The organism is Paenarthrobacter sp. A20 (assembly GCF_024168825.1).
Classification (GTDB): domain Bacteria; phylum Actinomycetota; class Actinomycetes; order Actinomycetales; family Micrococcaceae; genus Arthrobacter.
In genome coordinates this window covers 278,599-300,762 of record NZ_JALJWH010000001.1, presented here as the reverse complement: position 1 = coordinate 300,762, position 22,164 = coordinate 278,599, and the positions used below count along the sequence as shown (strand labels likewise).

Below are 22,164 nucleotides of genomic sequence, written 5' to 3'. Positions count from 1 at the left end.
CCGAGAGCTCAGAACGCCCGTAACTGCGACCCAGTTGGGTGGGAGGCTGGGACTAAGCGTCCCGCAGCTGCTCGACGTCGGCGGTGCTTGGGTACGCGGCTTGCGTACCCTTCTTCGTGGCCGCCAATGCTGCGGCTACCGAGGCAAACGCTGCGGCATCGGCCAGGGATTCCCCGGCAGCAAGACGTGCGGCAACTGCCCCCGTGAACGCGTCGCCGGCGCCCGTGGTGTCCACGGCGCTGACGCGTGTCGGGGCGATGCGGGTGACGTGATCCTCCGCGCCGCGGGCAAGCGAATCCAAGACCACGGATCCCCGCGCGCCGAGGGTGACCAGCACACGCTGCAATCCACGGTCGGCGAACTGGCTCCGGACTGGCTCCCAGGCTTCGGCTTCTGCCTCGACGTCGGGAATGTCAGCTTCGGTGCCAAGGAACAGCGAAGCTTCGTGCGCGTTCACCAGCAGTACGTCGCTCAACCCGGCCAAAAGCTCCGGCACCTCAGCGTACGGCGAGAGGTTCAGAAGAACCGTCGCTCCGGCGTCGTGCCCTGCTTGGGCGGCGGCAATCACGGTATCGATCCCCACCTCCAGGCAGAGGCACACTACGGCCGCATCCCGGAAGGCGTCGGGCGTAACGTCCGCGGGCCTGAGCGTGCCATTGGCGCCGGCTGAAATGATGATGCTGTTCTCGCCACTCGCATCCACGGAGATGACTGCGACACCTGTGGCTTTATCAGAGCGTCGGACGCGGGATACGTCCACGCCGGCGCTGGCGGTCGAGTCCAAGAGCATGGTGCCGTTGGGGTCATCTCCCACGGCGCCGATCAGGCTGACCTGGCCGCCGAGCTTGCTCGCGGCAACGGCCTGGTTGGCGCTCTTTCCGCCGGGGTTCACGGCAAATCCATTGCCGTGAACCGTCTCCCCGGGCTGGGGGAGTCGGTCGCAGTAGATGGTGAGGTCGGCGTTGAGGGAGCCGACGACGACGATTCCCGCCTTGGGTGCGCTGGTCATGCGGTCACCTTTTCAGCGTCGGTCACTTCTGCGTCGACAGGCTTCGGAATCAGGAGCGATGCTGCGAAGGCAGCCAACGTGATGGCGAGACCCACTACTACAACGGTCAGGTAGGAGGCCTTGGCGTCATTCAATGATGCTGTCGCGACGAGGACGGCGGGAAGAACCAGGAAGCTCAACCCGGCGCCAAGGTTGAAGGCGCCCGCGTTCATCCCGGGGAGGAAGCCCGGGTTGCCCTGCGGCGAGAGGACAACGCCCAGTCCGTTCAGCATGATGTTGACGGTACCGGCGTACATGATGCCCAGCAATGCCGTGCCCACGATCATCATGGGCAGGCTGTTGAGCCCGAAGAACGCGATGATGGCCAGTGCAACAAGGCTGCCGACCAAGCCGATGCGCAGGACTTTTGTGTAGCCAAGAACCGGTGCAAGGCGGCCACTGATCGGGCCGAACAGCCAACCGAGCAGTGCGTAAGGAGTCAGGATGATAAGCGACATCTCCGTGGGACCAACGCCGAAGCCCGGATCCGCTGCCTGCACATAGGCCGGGACGATGCCGTTGATGACAGCGAAGATGCCCGTCATGGTCAGGGTGGTGGTCAGCAGCGGTGCCCAGGTGGAGCGTTGGCGCAGGTGCACTGTTTCCACCATGGGCTGCTTGGCACGCTTCTCTACAGTCCAGAAGGCAAAGAACGCGACGACGGCAATCACCGTGAGCACGATCGCGAGCGTCAGGGTGCCGGCGTCGAAAGCCGTGGCCAGCTTGGCGCCCTCGTTCAGTGCCGTCAGGAGTGCGCCCACGGCGATCACGATGAAGAACACGCCCAGCCAGTCCATGGTGGTGCCGGCGGCAGGCTTGCTTTCCCCGGCCAGGACGGCGATCAACACGGTGGCAACCAGGGCCAGTGCCACCATGAGCCAGAAGATGCTGCGGAAACCGAAGTTCTCAGCAAAGTAGCCGCCAACGAACGAGTCGACGCCGGCCACGCCACCGTTGACCGCCGTGATGAGGCCCATGAGAGTGCCGTACTTGCGGGGGTTGCTGACGGCGGAGCGAAGCATGATCAGGCAGAGCGGAACCGTTGGGCCGCTGACGCCCTGGATGATGCGGCCCACGAAGAGCCACGTGACGTCCGGAGCCAGTGCGGCGATGACCGAGCCGACAGCCATCAGGAGCATCATGCCCACAAGGATCTTCTTGCGGCCCACGATGTCGCTGAGCCGGGGGAGGAAGAGCGAGAAGAGGGCCGCGGCTGTGAAGAACCAGGTCTGGGACAGGCCGATGGTTGCTTGGTCCGTGTTGAGCTCGTTGCCCATGGTGACCAGCGCGGGGCTGAGCATGGAGGCGTTGAGCTGGAAGGCCACACAGGCGGCCAACAGGGCGACCATGAGGGCAGTGACGTTGCCTCGGGACGACTTGGTTTCTGCGAGGGTCGACATTACTTGGCTTCTCCCGCCAGGATGGCCTCTGCGGTGGCGTTGACTTCAGCGGTGGCGTCAGCGCCGCCGTCGAGCGTTGGTTCGCCGATCCGTTCGATCGCGTCGGTGACCAGGTCCCAGAACTTCTGGTGGTCCAGGTCCACGGCGACGGACGTGTGGCAGTCCTCGGGGGCAGGGGCACGGAAGTCGGCAACGGTCATGCCGAGGGTGAGCTTGCCCTGGAGTTCGATGTCCACGGGGACCTTGCGGGTGGTCATCACGGTGGGGTCGATGACGTAGGCGACGGCGCACGGATCGTGGACCGGCGGGAAGTCGAAGCCCTGCGCGTCCTTGTAGGTCTTCTGGAAGAAGTCCATGAGTTCCATGACGAACTTGGCAGGCTTGGTGCCGATTTTTGCTATGCGGTTCACCACCTCGTCCGTGGCCAGCGCCTGGTGCGTGAGGTCCAGGCCGACCATCACCACGGGCCACTTCTCGTTGAAGACGATGTGCGCGGCTTCGGGATCGATGATGATGTTGAACTCCGCCACGGCGCTCCAGTTACCCACGTGGTAGCCGCCGCCCATGAGCACAACTTCCTTGACCCGCTCCACTATGCGGGGCTCCTTGCGGGCGGCCATGGCGATATTGGTGAGGCCGGCGGTGGGGACCAGGGTGACGGTGCCCGGCTCGTGTGCCATGACGGTTTCAATGATGAGGTCGACGGCGTGGCGCGGGTCCAGCTCGATGGCGGACTCGGGCTGCTCCGGGCCGTCCATGCCGGAATCGCCATGAATGCTGGGGGCCGTTTCGATGGTGCGGACCAAGGGGCGGTCGCAACCGGCTGCAAACGGGACGCCGGTGATGCCGGCGATCGTGGCGACCGAGAGGGCGTTGCGGGTGACCTTCTCGAGGGTCTGGTTTCCCACCACGGTGGTCACGGCCAGCAGTTCGATGTCCGGGTTGCCGTGTGCCAGCAGCAGGGCCACTGCGTCGTCATGGCCAGGGTCGCAGTCAAGAATGATCTTCTTGCGTGCTGTTATGGGTTTGGGGTCCACGTTTCTCTCCACGTCATTGGGGCCTGCCTGGTACTTGCCCGGGGCAGGGCGCTAAGCATTCAAGGGAATTCTGGCATCGGTTTTCGGTTACGTCAAACGCTTAACGTGGATCGCGTCAAGCGCTTGATGCTTTGTCGCAGCTCAGGGCGGTGTAACAACGCTACGATCGATGCATGGAATCCCTGGATCGGCGGAACACCCGTGCGCCCCGCGTCACTGCTGCGATGGTGGCGGCGCGCGCCGGCGTTTCCACGGCCACGGTTTCCTTGGTGGCCAACGGCAAGACGCAGGGTCGGGTGTCCGACGACAACATCTCCCGCGTCCGTTCCGCCATCTCCGAGCTGGGGTACGTCGTGGACAGCATCGGGAGTTCGTTGGCTCGAGGAGTCAGTTCCATTGTCATTCTGGTGACGCCGGATGTGTCCAACCCGTTCTTTGCCAACGTCATTGCAGGCGTGCGGGAGTCGCTGGGCTCCCAGTACCAGCTGCTGCTCTCCGTCACCGACGCCGGTGAGTCACCGCAGGCCGACGACGTCCGCAAACTGCTCGCCCTTCGGCCGGCTGGTCTGCTGGTGGGTGCCCCCAGTGCAGAGTTCCTGGAAGATTTGTCCGCGGCCGGACCGCTGGTGCTGCTGGATGCGCCAGGGCTTGAGTCCTACGCGCCGTCCGTGAACCTTGATGTTGCCCAAGGAGCCCGTGAGCTGGCCCGTCATTTGGCGTCGTCCGGTCATACGCGGGCTGCCTACGTGGACGGCGTTACCGGAACCGCGACCTTCCAATTGCGCAGGGAAGCGTTCCTGGAGGAGGCGGCAGCATGCGGTCTTTTGGTGGCCGATGGGCACGTCATCAGCACCCCGATCGACGTCGGTGCCGCCGCTTCCGCGTTCGCCGACGCCTGGCCGGGCTGGCAGCGTGAGGGGGTGACCGCCGTCGTCTGCGGCACTGACACGCACGCTTACGGCGTGTTGCAGGAAGCCCGCGTTGAGGGTGTCCGGATCCCTGAAGAGCTTGCCGTGGCGGGCTTCGATGACCTGCCCTATTCGGCCACGAGCAACCCCAGCCTCACCACGGTGCACCTGCCCGCAACCCCGCTGGGACGCAAGGCGGGGGAGCAATTGCGCGGACTGATGGAAGGACTGGCGCTGGACGAACCGCATGTGACGCTGGAGAGCTCGCTGGTGGTGCGGGGATCTACGTCGCCTGCTTAGGGGCAAGCGGGCGAAGCTGGTCTTCCGGAACGGGGTTGGGCACCGTGAAATAGATCTGGGGCGCCGTCATATCACCCCAGTCTTCCTTCTTCACCCGGACCGTGTCAGGTGTGACTTCGGCGATCCGGACGCGCAGCCAAGCGCCGTCGTCGAGCAGTAATTCGTGGGGGTCGGCGAGGTATCGCAGGCCGAGGTCATCGAGCGTTTCCTCGGCGGTGAACCAATCCACCACGTCCGTGCGTGGGCGCCCCAGCATGTCGATTGCGATGAATCCGTCACCTGCGGGCTTCATCCAGCCCACGTGCTCGCCATCGTCCGATCGCCGGTGCTCGATCCAGTCAGCTTCCATGCCTCGACGGTAGCACCGCGTGCCTGGCTGCCGTGGTTAGTGGATGACGGCCAGCAGGATGCCTACAAGCACGAACAGGCAGCCGAAAATCCGGTTGAGAATGGTTTGGCCCCGTTGGTCGTGGGTGAACCGCTGGAAGGACCGGGCCGCCAGAGCGAAGAAGAACCACATCACCATGATGTCGATGAACAAGACTGTGGCGGTCAGCACGGCGTATTGCTGGAGCAAGGGCTGGTCCGGCCGGATGAACTGCGGCATGAAGGCCAGGAAGAAGACGATAGCCTTCGGGTTCAACAGGTTCACCCAAATGCCGCGTTGGAACATGGAGACGGCGGACTCGTTCTTTTTGTCCGCAACCTCTTCTTTGTCCAGGTCCGGTTTGTGCAGGAACTGCCGGATGCCCAGGTAGACCAAATAGGCCGCGCCAGCGTATCGGATGACGTTGAAGATCACCGGCGAGTTGGACACCAGTACGCCCACGCCCAAAGCGACGATCACGATATGGATGACCAAGGCTACCTGTTGGCCGAGGATGCCCCAGATGGAGCGCCGGAAGCCGGAATTGAGCGAGTTGCTCATGGTGAAGATGGCACCGGCGCCGGGAGTGAAACTGATCAGGGTGCCGGCGCCAACCAGGGCCAGCCAAAGTGAAAACTGCACCACCTCAGCTTATGTCGGTGAGGCAGGTGCTCAGGACGCGTTCCTCCACCACCCTCTTTGGCGGTTGACCTACCCAAATGCACCCGGAATGGGTTGATTTCTGTGGCCGCCCAGTTCAAAGTAGGTGGTGAAGGTACAGCCAATGCCCCCGCCAATGGGGCAAACTGGTGCCGTGAGCGGAATCCCGTGGGTGCTGCACGTCGATCTGGACCAGTTCATTGCCGCTGTCGAGATACTCCGGCGGCCCGAGCTCGCGGGCAAGCCCGTCATTGTGGGTGGCCGGGGAGATCCTACGGAACGGGCTGTGGTTTCCACCGCCTCTTACGAAGCCCGGGCGTTCGGCGTTGGCTCCGGAATGCCCCTCCGAATAGCGGCCCGCAAAGTGCCGGACGCCATCATCCTGCCCGTCGATCAGGAGGCGTACCTGGCGGCCTCCGACGTTGTGATGGCCACCCTCCGTGCCCAGCCGGCGGCTACCGTCCAGGTGCTGGGGTGGGATGAGGCGTTTGTGGGTGTCGAAACCGAGGACCCGGACGCCTACGCCCGGCAAATACAGGCCGCAGTCCTTGAGCAAACCCAACTCCACTGCAGCGTGGGCATCGGGGACACCTTGGTCCGCGCTAAGAACGCGACGGATTTCGGCAAACCCGCTGGCATCTTTCGGCTGACCAAAGAGAACTGGTTGGAGGTTATGGGTACCCGGCCCACCAAGGAGTTGTGGGGCGTCGGGCCCAAAGTGTCCCAGCGGTTGGCGAAGCATGACATCACCACGGTGGCGGAGCTCGCAGCGGTCGATCCACAGGAGCTGGTCCCGGAGTTCGGCCCCAAGATGGGACCTTGGTACGCGCAATTGGGACGCGGGGAAGGTTCCAGCGAAGTGGATGACACTCCGTGGGTCGCCCGCGCACACGGCCGCGAAACCACCTTTCAGCAGGACCTGACCGAGCCCTCCCAGATCAGTGACGCTCTCAAGGAGTTGACTGCGCGCGTCCTGGAAGACGTAGCGGCGGAAGGACGTCCGGTGATCGGGCTGACCCTCAAAGTGCGATACGCACCGTTCTTCACCAAGACCTACGCGAGGAAGATTCCTGAGACTTTCAACCGGGAGGAAGTCCTTGCACAGGCCTTGGACCTTACGGCCAAAATGGAGCCGGAACGCCCCATCCGGCTTTTGGGTTTGCGTGCCGAAATGGCGATGCCCGAAGAAGCCCGAAAAGGACACACACCGACGCGCAGCGGTTGGTAAGGCGCTCGACGGCGGCCGGCCGGCTACCAGCGCGGGTGGATCGCTTCGCGGAAGTGACGGTCGTAGATGTCCCGGACTCCGGCAGCCAACCCGGCTCCGACGACCTGCAGCTCTCCAGCTTCAGCATTGGCCCGTGCTTGCCCAGCCGAACGGGCACCGGGAATGACCGCAGTGACGCCGTCCTGGGCGATGACCCAGGCGAGGGCCGCCTGCGCTGTGGTGACGCCGTCGGGCACTAACTGGCTGAATTCCTGCGCGGCCTTGACGCCGGTGGCGAAATCGACGCCGGAGAAGGTCTCGCCGACGTCGAAGGAGGACCCGTCGCGGTTGTAGTTCCGGTGGTCGTCGGCGGGGAATTCCGTTTCAGCCGTGTATTTCCCGGACAGCAAACCGGAGGCCAGCGGCACGCGGGCGATGATGCCGACGCCTGCTTCCTTGGCTGCCGGCAGCACTTCATCGAGGGGCTTGAGCCGGAAGGCATTCAGGATGATCTGCACGGATGCGGTGTTGCCACGTTTGATGGCTTCGAGTGCTTCATCGGTTCGTTCGACGCTGACGCCATAGTTGCGGATCGCGCCTTCGCTGACCAGCGTGTCCAAGGCGTCGTACACTTCGGCGCTGCTGTAGACGGACGTGGGTGGGCAGTGCAACTGGACGAGGTCCAGGGTCTCCTGCTGCAGGTTGCGGCGTGAACGGTCGGTCCAGGCCCGGAAATTGTCCAGCGTGTAATTCCCGTGCAGCTGATCCACGCGGCGGCCCATCTTGGTGGCTACCGTGATGTCCAGATCCGGATTTGCACGCAGGAAGCGTCCGATGAACTGCTCGCTCCGGCCATCGCCGTAGACGTCAGCGGTGTCGAAGAAATTGACCCCGGCCTCGACTGAGGCGTCCAGCACGGCGAAGGCGTCGTCTTCAGTGACGTCACCCCAGTCGGCCCCGAGTTGCCAGGTGCCCAGACCTACAGTTGAGACGGATCGGCCGGTCTTGCCAAGTATGCGCTGTTCCATGGTTCGACTATATGGGGTCTACAGCTTGTCCATTCGCGTCACTTTGCCCAGCAAGTATCGCCGCTCCTGCAAGCTTGCAGTCTTTTTTGCAGCGGCCAGATACGCTGCGCGGGCCTCTGGAATGGATCCTGCCATCTCCAGCAAGTGACCCTTCACGGCGTCCAAACGATGAGAACGCCCGAGCACCGAATCCAGTCCAGCCAGCAACTCAAGTCCGGCTAAGGGACCGTTCACCATGGCCACTGCGACCGCACGGTTCAGTGTGACCACCGGACTTGGCGCTACGGCTTCAAGGACTGTGTACAGGGCAAGAATCTGCGGCCAATCAGTGTCATCGTTGGAGGCGGCCTCCGCATGAACGGCGGCGATTGCTGCTTGGAGTTGGTACGGCCCGGCCGCGCCCCGTCCCAACACGGAAGACAGGAGCGCGATGCCCTCGTCAATCTGCCCGTGGTTCCACAGACTGCGGTCCTGCTCCGCAAGCGGCACCGGCATGCCGTCGGCTGTTGCCCGGGCGGAGCGGCGGGAATCAGTGAGCAGCATCAGCGCCAGCAGGCCAGCCGCCTCCAACTCACGCGGAACAACAGCCAGCAGCATGCGCGTCAGCCGGATGGCCTCCGTAGTGAGCTCCTCACGCTGCAGGGACTCACCTGAGCTTGCCGCGTAACCTTCGTTAAAGATCAGGTACAGGACGTGAAGTACGACGCCGAGCCTCGCCTTGCGCTCGGAAGCCGGCGGCATGCTGAACGTGGCTCCCGCCTTCTGGATCCCTTGTTTCGCGCGGCTGATGCGCTGTCCCATGGTCGCTTCGGGGACCAGGAAAGCAGAGGCGATTTCCGCCGTCGTGAGTCCTCCAATTGCCCGCAACGTCAAGGCGAGTTGCGACGGTGCTGACAACGCCGGGTGGCAGCAGAGGAACATCAGGGTGAGGGTGTCGTCGGCTTCTGATGCGGAGCTGTAGGAGAAATCACCATTCATGGCCGCGACGCGTTCCTCCCGTGCACGTCGGGCGCTATCGCGTCGATAAAAATCCACCAGCCGACGGGACGCGACTGCCATCAGCCAGGCCCTCGGATGGTCCGGCAGGGCGGTTGGCCACTGAAGGGAGGCCTCAAGGAGTGCTTCCTGGACGGCATCCTCGCAGGCATCGAACTGCCCATGCGTCCGTGCCAGCACGCCGAGGACCTGCGGCGCCAAAGTGCGCAGCAGGTCCTCGATCCGTGCTTCCGGTGAAGACTCGGCCAAAGGCTAGACCTCGGGCGGCCCGTCCGGGATGGCGCGAAGCTCAACAACCTGCGAGTACTTCACAATGCTTGAACAGATCTCGACGGCGCGTTCCTCACTTGCGACATCAACCACCCAGTAGCCCACCAAGGACTCCTTGGATTCGGCGTAGGGACCGTCTGTGGTGATGACGCCGTCCGGGGTCTGCTTGACGAGCTTCGCGGTGCTGCCATCGGCCAGGCCGGCATTGAAAACGAGTTCACCGGATTCGGTCAGGTCCTTGTCGATCTGGATCATGAACCCGATCATTTCCTTGATCCACTCCGGATCTGCGGTTTCCATCATGCCCTCGGCCGACCCGAACATCATGATCATGTATTTCATCTCAAAACTCCTTGTGAGGGGCGCCCTTTGTGGGCGCTTTCACTCATGGGTCGGAACTGCGGTGGGCTTTTCTACATGGTTCGGGAAATTTTTTTGGAAACTACGCCCGGGCAATGACTTCGCCGTTGGGAATCAGGAAGTAGCCGTCATCGGTGGCTCCCCAGCGGTGCCAACCCGCGGCAATCCGGGCGAGGTCGGCCTCGTTGGCGAAGCCGTACTCCAACGCCTGTTCGGCAAAGGCAGAGTGCAGCACCCGTTCGCTCCAGACCCTGGACTGCCAGGCGCGCTGTTGGGCTGTGGCGTAAAGCCAGTTGCTGCTGGTGGGAGCTACCTGGGTGAAACCTGCCTGCTGGGCCCACGAAACCAAGCGGCGGCCGGCATCGGGTTCTGCTCCGTTGCGGCGGGCGATCTTTTGGTAGAGCTCCATCCAGTCGTCCAGCTCCGGGACTTCCGGGTACCAACTCATGCCGTGGAAATCGGCGTCGCGCACGGCAACGATGGCGCCGGGCTTGGCTACGCGGCGCATCTCGCGTAAAGCCGCGACGGGGTCGGTGAGGTGCTGGAGCACCTGGTGGGCGTGGACGAGGTCGAAGGACTCGTCCTCGAAGTCGAGATCGTAGATATTGCCGGTCTGGAAGGTCACGTTGTCCGCGCCACGCTCGGCGGCCAGCTCGGTGGCTTGCGCGACGATGTCCGCTGACCGGTCCAAACCGATCACTTGCGCGGGCGCAACCAGCCCCGCGAAATCGCAGGTGATGCTGCCCGGCCCGCAGCCGACGTCGAGCACTGAAGTCCCAGCGGTGAGATGGGGGATCACAAACGCGGCCGAATTCTCGACCGTCCGTGAGGCATGGGCCCTGACAACCGACTCGTGGTGTCCGTGGGTGTAGACATCTTCAGGCTGCTGCGCGTTCATAGGGAAACGCTACAACTTGGAAGATGAATTTAGGCGCCTTGCGGCTAGTCACTCTTGCGCGTGGCTTCTTCGCGGGCGGCGAGGGTGGCCTCCACCATGTCCGTCATGAAGCGTTGGACGAGGTCCAACTCCTCGGCGCTGTATGCCGCCATGGCCTTGCCCATGCGGATGGCGAGTGGCATGAACATGGCGCTTCCGTCGCTGTAGGCCTTGGGTGTCATGTGGAGCTGGACCTGGCGCCGGTCCGTGCCAAGGCGTTCGCGCACCACATGTCCGCTGGCATGCAACCGGTCCACCAAGGCCGTGGTGGCGGGGGAGCTGAGCCGGAGTTCAGTGCGCAGGACGCCGGGCGTGACCACCCGGCCGGCTGCGGAGTGGCGCATGATCACAGCGAGCGCATTGAGGTCCGTGCGGTGCATGTCGTTCCGGCCACCGGCCGCGTCAACATAGTGGTTGGCTTCCAGCGTGAAGTCCTGGAGGAGCCGGACAAGTTCCTGGGGAGCCGCGTTATCGGGGCGTCCCTGTTCGGGCTGGCCCGCGTCAGGGCGCGGGACTGTTGGGTCCGACATGTCCGCCCTCCTGCATGCGTTGTCTCTTGTTTACTGCCTTCCGGATATTACTCCCAGCAGTCCGGGAAACCGGCATTCACTTCACAGCACTCTTGGAATGGTTCCATGATAGAGATAATCTATGGTGGAATAAACACCACGACGCATCCCCCGGAGAAGAAGGACTCATGAACTCGCAGAAGGTACCGTTCTGGCTGCGCTGGCTGATACCAGTGGTACTGGTCATCACCTGGCTGGGCATTGCTGGCATTGGCGGCCCTACTTTTGGTCGGTTGGAGGAAGTTTCGTCCAACGACCAGGCCTCGTTCCTCCCTGCCGGCGCCGAAGCCACCGAGGCGGCCGACTGGCAGGCCAAGTTCAGGGACTCCGATGAAATACCCGCGGTGGTGGTCGTGGAGAACGACACCGCATTTACTCCCGCGCAGCTGGGCGAAGCAGCCCAGCTGAAAGCCGACATCGAGGCACTGAAGCTGGGCAGCGCCGTCGTCGGGCCTATTCCGTCGGAAGACGGCAAAGCGGTCCAGTTCATTGTTCCCATGGCGTCCTCCGACGAGCTGCGCGAAAAAGTCCAGGAGCTGCGGGATGTGGTCCAGCCCGGCGCACCCGATGGCATGCAGGCATTCGTGACGGGTCCGGCCGGCCTGACCGCCGACCTCGTCAATGCGTTCGGCGGTATCGACGGCATTCTGCTGCTGGTTGCCTTGGGCGCGGTGTTCGTGATCCTTCTGCTGGTTTACCGCTCAGTGGTGCTGCCTATCGCAGTGCTCTTCACCTCGGTGTTCGCTCTCTGCGCCGCCATTTTGCTGGTGTTCGGCATGGCCAAGATGGATTGGATCCAGCTCAACGGCCAAAGCCAAGGCATCCTGTCCATTCTGGTGATCGGCGCAGCGACCGACTATGCGCTGCTGTTCGTGGCGCGTTTCCGTGAGGCGCTGACCCACACCACCAACCGCACGCAGGCCGTCATCACGGCCTGGAAGGCATCGTTCGAACCGATCCTTGCCTCGGGCGCGACGGTGATCATCGCCCTGCTGTGCCTGCTCTTCTCCGATCTGAACTCCAACAAGGCGCTCGGTCCCGTCGCGGCGGCCGGCATCCTCTGCTCGCTCTTCGCCGCCCTCACGCTGCTGCCCGCGCTGATGGCTTTGCTGGGCCGTGCCGCTTTCTGGCCTTTCCGGCCCAAGCTGCTTCCCGCCGACGAACGCGAACCGGAGATTGTCACCGGGCTTGAGGGGCAAAAGGGTCTGTGGCGTGCCACGGCCCGCCTGGTTTCCAAGCGGCCGCGCGTTGTGTGGGTAGCTTCCGTGCTGCTGCTCCTGGTGGCATCCACCGGAATCCTGCAATTGAAGGCCAACGGCGTCCCGCAAACTGACGTGATTTTGTCCCAGTCCGACGCCGTTGACGGCCAGGACGCACTGGCGCGCCACTTCGACGCCGGCAGCGGCAGCCCCGCCGTCGTGGTCGCCTCCCAAAGCGCCGCGCAGCAGGTCCTGGACAAGGTCAAAGCAGCCGACGGCGTAGGTGACGCCTACCTGCTGGCTGAAGGCAACGTTCCCGTCACCGGCGCTCCCGGCGCGCCTGCAGAGCCTGCTGTCCGCGACGGCAAGGTCCTCATCAACGCGACCTTGAACTCCGCCGCCGATTCGATCGAGGCCGAAGAAGCGGTGAAGTCGCTGCGGGTGGCTGTCCGCGACGTTGATTCCGGAGCCTTGGTGGGTGGAGTGACGGCTACCGCGCTGGACACCAACACCACCGCGCAACGCGACTTGGTGGTCATCATCCCGATCGTGCTCGTGGTCATCCTCTTCATCCTGATGCTCCTGCTGCGTTCAGTGGTGGCTCCGGTGCTGCTGGTGTTGTCCGTGGTTCTGTCCTATGGGGCTGCAATGGGTGTCTCGGCATGGGTCTTCAACGGGATCTTCGGATTCTCCGGGGCAGACGCCACAGTGCCGCTGTTCGGGTTCGTGTTCCTGGTGGCCCTCGGCGTGGACTACAACATCTTCCTGATGAGCCGGGTCCGTGAAGAGTCGCTGAAGCACGGGACGCGGCCCGGTATCCTGCGGGGGCTCGCTGTTACTGGTGGTGTCATCACGTCCGCCGGTGTCGTGCTGGCCGCCACGTTCGCTGCGCTCGGCGTCATCCCCATCATGTTCCTGGTGCAGCTCGCGTTCATCGTGGCGTTCGGTGTGCTCCTGGATACCGTGCTGGTGCGCTCGCTGCTGGTTCCCGCGCTGGCCTACGACATCGGCAGCAAGATCTGGTGGCCGGGCAAGCTGGGGCGTGAGTCTTCCGCAGCCTCGGTTGGGTCTCTCGAGGAGGAAGAAGCCCCGGTGGGGCGTTAGTCCTGTTGGACTCCCGTGTCGACGTAACCGGCGCCGCCATCCACGGTCACCAGTTGGCCGGTGTGGAGGCGCCGGGTTGCGTCGCGCGTCCCGACGACGGCGGGGATTCCGTACTCGCGGGCAATGATTGAAGCGTGGGCCGCCAGGGTTCCTCCGTCGGTAACCACAGCGGCTGCCCTGGCGAAGAGCGGTGTCCACGCCGGAGCGGTGGAGCGGGCAACCAGGATTTCGCCTGCCTGGAAGCTGTCCGCGTCCTCCAGTCCTTCCAAGATCCGCACCCTGCCGCTTGCGCGCCCGGTGCTGGCCGGGTGGCCGATGATGGCATCCTTCGGGTATTCGGAAGACGTTCTGGCTGCTTCCACGGCGTTTGCGACGGGATCATATCCGGACCTGCCCGGTTCCCCTCCAAACTTCGCAGCTTTGCCGATGGTGAGTGGTGCGTCCAGTTGCCTTTGCCGGTGCCAAGTGTCGCGGCGGCTTTCCACTTGGGCACGGTAGTCCTTTCCCGGGTGCCGGACCCCGTCCAACATCTCGTCCAAAGTGAGGAAGTGCATGTCCTGGGGATCGGCAATGGTTCCTGTGGAGACGAGGTTCCCGCCCAGCCCTTGGGCGCAGCGACGCAGGACCGGCCACCCCAGGCTCAGGTGCATGGCTTGCTCTTCCCGCACGGCAGCGTAATAGCGGGCCATCGTGAGGAGGGAGTCGAACCGCGTCAGCTTTCCCCGGGAGTCAATCAGGGAGGTGCGGGCTGCGGCCTCGACCTGGGAGCGCTGATTGTCCAGCCTTGAAGCTATGTCGATGGGAGACTCCGCTGCCGCTGCCCGACCCGCGGGTCCCATCTCGCTGGCCGTGGGGTGATACCAGTCGAGGGAGTACACAGCATGCGGAGACGGTCCGGGCAGGGTTCCGGTCAGTCCACGGAGAAGTACTTGGTGGCCGAGCAAGCCCGCTGGTGTCCCGCTGAGGGGTCCGGCCAGTTCCTTGCGCCAAAAGCTGGCCAGTGCCGATTCCATCTTCCAAGCAGACCCGCCAACCACGGCCAGGGACCATAGTTGTATCCCGGCCTGCCGACTGATGGCGTTGACCAACTCGATGAGCCTGGCCTGCGATGCTGACTCGACATCCCGCTCCGCTTCCCGGACGAGCTTCCGATACCCAGGAAGCAACTGCTCACGCCATTTCAGTTCCAGCCTGTGGAGGACTGCCCGATGCGCATCGGCCGGGTTGCTTGAGGTTCGGAGAAGGACGTTGATCAGGAACCAAGGCAAACGACCCCGGCTGCGGACTATCAGCGGTGCCACAGTCCACGGTTTGGGAATGGGCGGGGAGTTGAAATACCAGCCGTTCACGAAGCCGTATCGAAACGGCACACGGACGCGAACATCCTCCTCCATGCCGTCGAGGAATCCGGCCTCGATCCGGGGAATGAGCCAGTCCGCGAACAGTGGTGTCGTCGGGTCCGGGAGCCACTCACCGAGTCGGAAATTGCGGGCCCATACGCCCTTGCCGGGCGCCGTCCAATTCACTGGCGCTGGCCGGGCCATCATGATTTGGACCTGGAGGACATGGATCTGGCCGAATTGCTCCAGGGCCCATTCATGGCCGTGAGGGCCGGCTCGGTGATGCCCATGGATTCTCCCAAGAGTGGTGGCCTTATGCGGAGACGCTACTCCGGTGCATCATCGTGGTCGAGGCTCCGGGGCCTACAGCACGGAAGATCTGCGCTCAATCAGGACGGTGTCCCGCCACTGCCCGGCGAGGGGTCCATGCGGCATGCGGGCGATTCGGGTTCGCCGGCCGACAACATTGAACCCCTCATGGTCGTGGAGCCTGAGGCTGGCTACATTCTCGGGGAAGACGCTGGCCTGGATCGTCCAAATACCCGCATTCTCGGTGGACGCGATGAGGGCACGGAGGAGGCTCTTGCCAAGGCCGAGCCCTTGGGCATCTCCTGCGACGTAGATGGAATGCTCCACGACACCGGAGTATGCGGCTCGCGAAGACACCGGGGAAACGGCGGTCCAGCCCAGAACCTGGCCCGCCTTTTCAGCGACGAGCCGGTGATCCTTGAGTCGCGTTGCGTCGAATTGTTCCCACTCTGGCGTGGCGGCTTCAAAAGTGGCGTGCCCGGATTCGATACCTGCGGTGAAGATCTCCCTGACACGGGGCCAGTCCGTCCTTGTCATGGGGCGAATGCGGACTTCGTTGGCGTCCTTGGGGCGTGGACCGGTTGGCGCGTGACTGGTCACAGGCTCTCCAGCAGGCCGGTGGTCCGCTCAATGGCGCCGGGGACCAAGGAGTAGTACGCCCACGTGCCACGTTTTTCGCGGTGGAGGAGGCCGGCGTCCACCAGGATCTTCAGATGGTGGGACACCGTTGGCTGCCCGAGACTCAAGGGCTCGGTGAGGTCGCAGACGCATGCTTCGCCGCCCTCTGAACTCTTGACGATGGACAAGAGGCGCAGCCTGTTGGGGTCCGCGAGGGCCTTGAACACGGATGCCCTCAATTGTGCCTCGTAGTCGTCGATGGATGGTTGTCCCGACGGCTCGCAGCAAGCTTCTGCGTCCACTGGTGTCAGCTCAAGTGTTTCCCCGGAGTTCATGCATCCATTATGCACATACATTGACAATCATCGATATAGCCGGACATACTCATATCGAAGTTCATCAATCCATGAGCCCGGCCTGTTGGCTGGGCGTCAGAGCCAGGAGTCTTGTGAGCACCCCGACGCAAACCGCAGCCCGAGAGGACACCCCAGTGTCCGTCGTCGTGCGAAAGCTCTCCGCTGTGGATCGATTCCTGCCCGTCTGGATCATCGCCGCCATGGCTTTGGGTCTGCTGCTGGGCGGCCTGGTTCCCGGCCTGAACACCGCGCTGGAAGCCGTGAAGATCGGCGAAGTCTCCTTGCCTATCGCCATAGGCCTTCTGGTGATGATGTACCCGGTCCTTGCCAAGGTGCGCTACGACCAGGCACCCCGCGTGCTGGCTGATCGAAAGCTGCTGGTCACGTCCTTGGTGATCAATTGGGTACTTGCTCCAGCTTTCATGTTCGCGCTGGCTTGGGTCTTCATCCCCGACCTGCCGGAGTACCGAACCGGGCTGATCATCGTCGGCTTGGCCCGATGCATCGCCATGGTGATGATCTGGAACGACCTCGCCTGTGGAGACCGCGAATCTGCCGCCGTTCTGGTTTTCATCAACTCTGTCTTCCAAGTGATCGCGTTCGGCGCTTTGGGCTGGTTCTACCTCCAGTGGCTGCCATCCCTCCTGGGACTTCCCACCACGTCCGCCGACTTTTCCTTCTGGGCCATAACGCTCTCCGTGCTGATCTTCCTGGGTATCCCGCTGCTCGCCGGCCTTCTCACCCGCGTTGTCGGTGAGAAGGTCAAGGGTCGCGGCTGGTACGAGCAGAAGTTCCTGCCAAGGATTGGTCCCTGGGCGCTCTACGGACTCCTTTTCACCATCACGCTCCTGTTTGCGCTCCAAGGCGGGACCATCATTTCCAAGCCGATGGACGTCCTCCGCATCGCTTTGCCGTTGTTGGTCTACTTCGTTGTGGTCTTCAGCGCCGGAATGGTGATTGGCCGTTTTCTGAATCTCGGCTACGCCAAGACGACGACCTTGGCATTTACCGCTGCGGGCAACAACTTCGAGCTCGCCATCGCTGTGGCGATCGGAACCTTCGGTGTTACCTCAGGTCAGGCCCTCGCCGGTGTCGTCGGACCCTTGATTGAAGTTCCCGTCCTTGTTGCACTTGTGTATGTAGCCCTCTGGGCGCGCAAGCGCTATTTCACCCCCGCCCATATCGCCGCCTGATCTTTGAGGAAATTCATGACCACCGATGCCGTAAAGAAGCCTTCCGTCCTTTTCGTCTGCGTCCACAACGCGGGGCGCTCGCAGATGGCCGCTGCGTTCCTCACCACTCTCTCCCAGGGTGCCATCGAGGTTCGGTCTGCCGGCTCCCAGCCGGCCGACAAGGTCAATCCGGCTGCCGTTGAAGCCATGTCTGAACTCGGCATCGATATGTCGGCCGAGATCCCCAAGGTCCTCACGACAGAGGCCGTCAAGGAGTCGGACGTAGTAATCACCATGGGTTGCGGCGACGAATGCCCCTACTTCCCCGGAAAACGCTACGAGGACTGGGTCCTTGAAGATCCCGCCGGACAGGGAGTCGACGCTGTCCGGCCCATTCGCGACGAAATCAAGAGCCGCATCGAGAACCTGATCGCCTCGTTGACCCCCGCCGGCAAATAATCCAACCACCAGGAGCGAGTCCCATGAGCAACGAACAACTGATCATCATCGGGTCCGGCCCTGCCGGCTACACGGCGGCCATCTACGCCGCCCGCGCCGGGCTCAATCCTTTGGTACTGGCCGGTTCGGTTACCGCCGGTGGAGCCCTCATGAACACCACGGAAGTGGAGAACTTTCCGGGGTTCCCCGCTGGTATCCAGGGGCCTGAGCTGATGGACGGACTCCAGGAACAGGCTGAGAAATTCGGTGCCCGCATAGTGTTCGACGACGTCACTGAGGTTGATCTGAAGGGTCACCTCAAGCGCGTGGTCACCGGAGCAGGCGAGACTCACGAGGCTCCTGCGGTTATCCTCGCCACGGGATCCGCCTATAAGGAACTCGGGCTGCCGGAAGAGAAGAAGCTCAGCGGGCACGGTGTGTCCTGGTGTGCCACGTGCGACGGCTTCTTCTTCCGTGAGCAGGACATCATCGTGGTGGGCGGTGGGGACTCCGCCATGGAGGAAGCGACCTTCCTGACGCGCTTCGGAAAGTCCGTAACGGTGGTCGTGCGTAAGGGGGAGTTGCGGGCCTCCCGGATCATGGCCCAGCGGGCCAAGGACAATCCCAAGATCACGTTCGCATGGAACTCGGCTATTACGGCCATCCATGGTGACACCAAGGTCACCGGAGTGACGCTCAAGGACACGCGGACGGGTGAAACGCGGGAGCAGGCGGCCACCGGAATCTTCGTCGCCATCGGTCATTTGCCGCGTACTGAGCTGGTTGAAGGACAAGTTGACCTCGATGATGAGGGCTACATCAAAGTGGACGCGCCCACCACCTGCACCAATATTTCCGGTGTCTTCGCGTGCGGCGACGCCGTGGACCATCGCTACCGCCAAGCCATTACAGCCGCAGGTACGGGGTGCTCGGCGGCCTTGGACGCCGAGCGGTACCTGGCGGCACTGGACGATGCAGACAGCATCGCCACGGCATTGGTTGAAGAGCCCACCCATTTCTGAGAATTACCCAACGGATCCTTACCCAACGGAGGTATGAGTAACCCATGGATGAGAACCTTCCTGTCGCCGTGATCGGTGCCGGCCCTATCGGTTTGGCTGCTGCGGCCCAATTACTGGAACGCGGGCTGGAGCCCGTGATCTTCGAAGCCGGCCCCACGGCGGGTGCAGCCATTGAGCAGTGGCGCCACATCCGGTTGTTCTCCCCCTGGCGGTTCAACCTCGACGCCGCGGGCGTCCGGCTGCTCGAACCCACGGGCTGGGAGCCGCCTCGGTTCACGGCGCTCCCTTATGGCGGGGAACTCATCGACCACTATTTGGCACCGCTGGCTGCAACGCCGGAGATCTCGTCCCGGCTCCAGACAGGAGCCCGCGTCCTCGCCGTGACCCGGCAGGGCATGGACAAGACACATACCCGCAGCCGTGACACGACGCCGTTTATCGTTCGCGTTGAGTACTTTTCGGGCGAAGTCCGCGACCATGTCGTGGCAGCTGTCATCGATGCCTCAGGAACCTGGTCAACCCGCAACCCTTTGGGGACTTCGGGGTTGCCCGCCATCGGCGAGTTGAAGGCAACACGCCGGATTTCGTCACCTCTGCCGGATGTCGTTGGTCGGGACCGCGCCTCATTCGCGGGCCGCCGTGTCCTGGTGGTCGGCGCTGGGCACTCAGCAGCCAACACCCTGATCAACCTTGCTGAACTGGCGAAGGAAGAGCCCGAAACCAGGATTCTATGGGCCGTGCGCGGTGCTTCGGCAGACAAGGTCTACGGAGGCGGTGACGCCGATGGGCTGCCTGCCCGGGGACAACTCGGATCCCGACTCCGTCGGCTGGTAGAAGCCGGCAAGATCGAACTGCACAGAAGCTTCGGCATCAGTTCGCTGACCGATTCCGAAGGCGGCGTCACCGTCATCTCCGGTGACGGCCGTGCGGTGGTGACGGACGTCGTCGTGCCTTGTACTGGCTTCCGACCCGATCTTGAGATGCTCCGCGAGCTGCGCCTCAACCTGGACCCTGCCGTTGAAGCCCCGATGGAACTGGGGCCGCTGATCGATCCCGAGTTCCACTCCTGCGGCACCGTTCAGCCGCACGGGGCCAAACTGCTGGCCCACCCGGACAAGGACTTCTACATTGTGGGCATGAAGTCGTACGGCCGGGCGCCTACCTTCCTGATGGCCACCGGCTATGAGCAGGTCCGGTCCGTGGCGGCGGCGCTCGCCGGGGACCACGTGGCGGCGGATACTGTGCACCTTGAACTGCCGGAAACGGGTGTTTGCTCTTCCGACGCCGGTACCAGTTGCGACGTTCCGGCCACCCTGTCTTTGACGGAAGTGGTCGAGGAGGCCGGTGGCTGCTGCGGCACTCCTGAACCTGTACTGATCGGTATACCCACCGGGTTGGCCCATGGCCGTTCAAGTGAGTACGGGCGCCCCTAGGGCACGAGTATCACGTAGCATCGCCGGAGTGCCTAAAACATACTTTTCGGTACGCCTAAATTTCGGCTATCCTCGTAGCAGAACGCCCCGATGATGAGGATGACCATGGCTGCGCCTACTCTCGAAACCCGTCGTGCGCCCAGCAGGGCGTGGTCACGGCTCCTGCTGCTGGGCCCGGCCTTCGTCGCCGCGATCGCCTATGTGGATCCGGGCAACGTAGCTGCTAACCTCACCGCTGGTGCCAACTACGGGTATTTGTTGGTGTGGGTGCTGGTGGTAGCCAACGCCATGGCTGTCTTGGTGCAGTACCAATCGGCCAAACTGGGTTTGGCGACGGGAATGAGCCTCCCGGAAATCCTGGGCAAGCGGCTGGGTACCAAGCGGCGGCGACTCTATTGGGCCCAAGCTGAGATCGTTGCTGGTGCCACGGACATGGCCGAGGTGATCGGTGGGGCAGTGGCCTTGAACCTGCTTTTCGGACTCCCGTTGCTTGCCGGTGGCGTCATCATTGGCGTGGCTTCGATGTTGCTGCTGGCGCTGCAGTCACACCGCGGGCAGCGGTCCTTCGAGTACGCAATCCTGGTGCTGCTGGGCGTCATTGCCGTTGGGTTCGTCTCCGGTCTGTTCGTGAACCCGCCGGATGCAGGCAGCGCCATGGCTGGCCTGGTGCCCCGATTCGAGGGGACGGATACGGTCCTGTTGGCGGCGAGCATGCTCGGGGCCACCGTCATGCCCCATGCGATTTATCTCCACTCGGCCCTGGCCCGCGACCGTCATGGTTTTTCGGAGGACCCCGCCGTGCGGACGCGGCTGATCCGTGCAACGCGGTTCGACGTTGCAGGCGCCCTGCTGTTGGCGGGCGTGGTGAACATTTCGATGCTGCTGCTTGCCGCGTCCAGCCTGCGCGGCATCGAGGGAACGGACACTATCGCCGGAGCACACGCTGCAGTGACGTCAGCTCTAGGTCCGGCCATCGGCGTTATCTTCGCCATCGGCTTGCTTGCCTCGGGCCTGGCCTCAACCTCGGTTGGCTGCTATGCAGGCGCCACCATCATGGGCGGCCTGCTGAAAATCCGCATCCCCCTTCTGACGCGCCGGGTGATCACGCTCATTCCGGCCCTGATCATCCTTGGTGCGGGCATCGAGCCGACCCTGGCCTTGGTCCTGAGCCAGGTGCTCTTGAGCTTCGGCATCCCCTTCGCCTTGATCCCGCTGATCCGCCTCACCGGCAAGCGTGACGTCATGGGCATCCACGCGGATTCCATGGCCTTGAAGGTCGCTGGCTGGACCAGCGCCACCCTGATCGTGGGACTGAACATCGTGCTTATCACCCTGACGCTCTCCGGCCAGTCCTGATCCACCGGACCGCAGGCGAGCCTATTTGGCGGCTTCGTCAAGCAGCCCGCGGAACTGCTCCTCGGTGTCCAAGGTGAGCTTCTTGCCATCGAGGAAGAACGTCGGGGTACCTGTGACGCCGAGTGCGCTGCCGTCACTTGCGTCCTTTCGGATTCGCGCCTGGGTCTTTTCGTCTGCGACGGCTGCGTCGTATCGCACCATGTCCAGGCCGAGTTCCTGTGCGTAACTGCGGAAAGTCGCGGCCTGGGAGTCCGATTTTTCTCCCCATTGCGGCTGGGTTTCGAACAACTTGGCCGCCATCACCTCGTACTTGCCCTGCTGGGCTGCGGCTTCAACGGCCAAGGCGGCAGTTCCGGAATTCCTGTGCCCGGCGAGGGGAAAGTAGCGCTGGACGAACGTGATCCGGTCGCCGTATTCCTTCTTCAATTCCTCCACCAACGGGTAAGCGGCACGGCAGGACTCGCATTCGAAGTCCAGGAACTCCACCAGTTGGGCCTTTTCGGTGGCAGGAGTGGTGATCCTGTGGCTGTCTTCGCGGACCAACTGCGCTCCGCCCGCCGGCACAGCGGTGCTGGGGGCCGGCTTGGTGGCCGTGAACACTGCGAACCAGATGACCCCTGCCGCCACGACAGCCGCGATGACGATCCACACGATGATGCGGACCTTTTTGGCGGTGTCTACGGTGGGCTGGGGGCGGGGCGGTGCTTGCGTCATGTCTGCTTTCTGGTCG

At 63.4% G+C, this 22,164-nt stretch carries 22 protein-coding genes; 8 read left to right on the top strand and 14 right to left on the bottom strand.

What is annotated here, in order from left to right; translation table 11 throughout:
• Window positions 1-52: 52 nt before the first annotated feature.
• The 3 genes from J3D46_RS01440 to J3D46_RS01430 are packed head-to-tail and all read right to left on the bottom strand — an operon-like array spanning window position 53 to window position 3,497.
• A complete protein-coding gene (locus J3D46_RS01440) occupies window positions 53-1,009 on the bottom strand; it encodes a ribokinase (RefSeq protein ID WP_253464709.1) in 957 nt (318 codons plus the stop codon).
• Window positions 1,006-2,448: an MFS transporter gene (locus J3D46_RS01435; protein ID WP_253464706.1), complete on the bottom strand. Its 1,443-nt coding sequence runs from the start codon at window positions 2,446-2,448 to the stop codon at window positions 1,006-1,008. The genes J3D46_RS01440 and J3D46_RS01435 overlap by 4 nt, the downstream gene beginning before the upstream one ends.
• Complete coding sequence (locus tag J3D46_RS01430; RefSeq protein WP_253464703.1) at window positions 2,448-3,497, bottom strand: nucleoside hydrolase; 1,050 nt, start codon at window positions 3,495-3,497, stop codon at window positions 2,448-2,450. Before J3D46_RS01430 ends, J3D46_RS01435 begins: the two co-directional genes overlap by 1 nt.
• A gap of 161 nt (window positions 3,498-3,658) precedes the next feature.
• Between J3D46_RS01430 and J3D46_RS01425 the strand changes: the two genes are divergently transcribed.
• On the top strand, window positions 3,659-4,693 hold the full coding sequence (locus tag J3D46_RS01425) for a LacI family DNA-binding transcriptional regulator (protein ID WP_253464700.1): 1,035 nt from the start codon (window positions 3,659-3,661) through the stop codon (window positions 4,691-4,693).
• Here J3D46_RS01425 and J3D46_RS01420 read toward each other — a convergent pair.
• A complete protein-coding gene (locus J3D46_RS01420) occupies window positions 4,677-5,042 on the bottom strand; it encodes a hypothetical protein (protein WP_253464698.1) in 366 nt (121 codons plus the stop codon). The genes J3D46_RS01425 and J3D46_RS01420 overlap by 17 nt on opposite strands.
• 36 nt (window positions 5,043-5,078) lie before the next feature.
• On the bottom strand, window positions 5,079-5,702 hold the full coding sequence (locus tag J3D46_RS01415) for a LysE family transporter (RefSeq protein WP_253464695.1): 624 nt from the start codon (window positions 5,700-5,702) through the stop codon (window positions 5,079-5,081).
• 154 nt (window positions 5,703-5,856) lie between these two features.
• Between J3D46_RS01415 and J3D46_RS01410 the strand changes: the two genes are divergently transcribed.
• Window positions 5,857-6,948 carry a DNA polymerase IV gene (locus J3D46_RS01410; protein ID WP_253469120.1) on the top strand — a complete coding sequence of 364 codons (1,092 nt, stop codon included), beginning with the start codon at window positions 5,857-5,859 and terminating at the stop codon, window positions 6,946-6,948.
• Between the two features lie 23 nt (window positions 6,949-6,971).
• Here J3D46_RS01410 and J3D46_RS01405 read toward each other — a convergent pair whose 3' ends face one another.
• The 5 genes from J3D46_RS01405 to J3D46_RS01385 all read right to left on the bottom strand — a co-directional run bounded on the left by J3D46_RS01405 (window position 6,972) and on the right by J3D46_RS01385 (window position 11,048).
• The gene (locus J3D46_RS01405) at window positions 6,972-7,955 is read right to left on the bottom strand and encodes an aldo/keto reductase (protein ID WP_231338533.1); all 984 of its coding nucleotides are present in this window, start codon (window positions 7,953-7,955) and stop codon (window positions 6,972-6,974) included.
• A gap of 18 nt (window positions 7,956-7,973) precedes the next feature.
• Window positions 7,974-9,200 carry an RNA polymerase sigma factor gene (locus J3D46_RS01400; protein WP_253464692.1) on the bottom strand — a complete coding sequence of 409 codons (1,227 nt, stop codon included), beginning with the start codon at window positions 9,198-9,200 and terminating at the stop codon, window positions 7,974-7,976.
• A 3-nt stretch (window positions 9,201-9,203) separates the two neighbouring features.
• Window positions 9,204-9,563 (bottom strand): YciI family protein, encoded by a 360-nt coding sequence (locus J3D46_RS01395; RefSeq protein ID WP_105692194.1) that lies wholly within the window; start codon window positions 9,561-9,563, stop codon window positions 9,204-9,206.
• Window positions 9,564-9,663: 100 nt separating this feature from the next.
• Window positions 9,664-10,479, bottom strand: a complete 816-nt coding sequence (locus tag J3D46_RS01390) for a methyltransferase domain-containing protein (RefSeq protein WP_231338535.1) — start codon at window positions 10,477-10,479, stop codon at window positions 9,664-9,666.
• Window positions 10,480-10,523: 44 nt separating this feature from the next.
• Entirely contained in the window at window positions 10,524-11,048 is a 525-nt protein-coding gene (locus J3D46_RS01385; RefSeq protein ID WP_231338536.1) for a MarR family winged helix-turn-helix transcriptional regulator, read from the bottom strand.
• 167 nt (window positions 11,049-11,215) lie between these two features.
• Between J3D46_RS01385 and J3D46_RS01380 the strand changes: the two genes are divergently transcribed.
• Window positions 11,216-13,390, top strand: coding sequence for an MMPL family transporter (locus tag J3D46_RS01380; protein WP_253464689.1), 2,175 nt, complete (start codon window positions 11,216-11,218; stop codon window positions 13,388-13,390).
• Here the strand turns inward: J3D46_RS01380 and J3D46_RS01375 are convergent.
• From J3D46_RS01375 to J3D46_RS01365, 3 genes are all read right to left on the bottom strand, one after another.
• Window positions 13,387-14,937: a PEP-utilizing enzyme gene (locus J3D46_RS01375; RefSeq protein WP_253464686.1), complete on the bottom strand. Its 1,551-nt coding sequence runs from the start codon at window positions 14,935-14,937 to the stop codon at window positions 13,387-13,389. The genes J3D46_RS01380 and J3D46_RS01375 overlap by 4 nt on opposite strands.
• Before the next feature lie 156 nt (window positions 14,938-15,093).
• The gene (locus tag J3D46_RS01370; protein WP_253469118.1) at window positions 15,094-15,576 is read right to left on the bottom strand and encodes a GNAT family N-acetyltransferase; all 483 of its coding nucleotides are present in this window, start codon (window positions 15,574-15,576) and stop codon (window positions 15,094-15,096) included.
• Between the two features lie 59 nt (window positions 15,577-15,635).
• Complete coding sequence (locus J3D46_RS01365) at window positions 15,636-15,992, bottom strand: metalloregulator ArsR/SmtB family transcription factor (RefSeq protein ID WP_231338539.1); 357 nt, start codon at window positions 15,990-15,992, stop codon at window positions 15,636-15,638.
• Window positions 15,993-16,105: 113 nt separating this feature from the next.
• Here J3D46_RS01365 and arsB point away from each other — a divergent pair, with 113 nt between their 5' ends.
• The 5 genes from arsB to J3D46_RS01340 all read left to right on the top strand — a co-directional run bounded on the left by arsB (window position 16,106) and on the right by J3D46_RS01340 (window position 21,434).
• Complete coding sequence (gene arsB, locus J3D46_RS01360; RefSeq protein WP_308292014.1) at window positions 16,106-17,206, top strand: ACR3 family arsenite efflux transporter; 1,101 nt, start codon at window positions 16,106-16,108, stop codon at window positions 17,204-17,206.
• Window positions 17,207-17,221: 15 nt separating this feature from the next.
• A complete protein-coding gene (locus J3D46_RS01355; protein WP_253464683.1) occupies window positions 17,222-17,644 on the top strand; it encodes an arsenate reductase ArsC in 423 nt (140 codons plus the stop codon).
• A 23-nt stretch (window positions 17,645-17,667) separates the two neighbouring features.
• A complete protein-coding gene (gene trxB / locus J3D46_RS01350; protein ID WP_231338541.1) occupies window positions 17,668-18,645 on the top strand; it encodes a thioredoxin-disulfide reductase in 978 nt (325 codons plus the stop codon).
• 44 nt (window positions 18,646-18,689) lie between these two features.
• Window positions 18,690-20,078: an FAD-dependent oxidoreductase gene (locus tag J3D46_RS01345; protein ID WP_253464680.1), complete on the top strand. Its 1,389-nt coding sequence runs from the start codon at window positions 18,690-18,692 to the stop codon at window positions 20,076-20,078.
• A 105-nt stretch (window positions 20,079-20,183) separates the two neighbouring features.
• Window positions 20,184-21,434 (top strand): Nramp family divalent metal transporter, encoded by a 1,251-nt coding sequence (locus J3D46_RS01340; RefSeq protein ID WP_231338543.1) that lies wholly within the window; start codon window positions 20,184-20,186, stop codon window positions 21,432-21,434.
• Between the two features lie 21 nt (window positions 21,435-21,455).
• Here the strand turns inward: J3D46_RS01340 and J3D46_RS01335 are convergent, their stop codons facing one another.
• Window positions 21,456-22,148 (bottom strand): DsbA family protein, encoded by a 693-nt coding sequence (locus tag J3D46_RS01335; protein WP_253464678.1) that lies wholly within the window; start codon window positions 22,146-22,148, stop codon window positions 21,456-21,458.
• Window positions 22,149-22,164 lie beyond the last annotated feature (16 nt).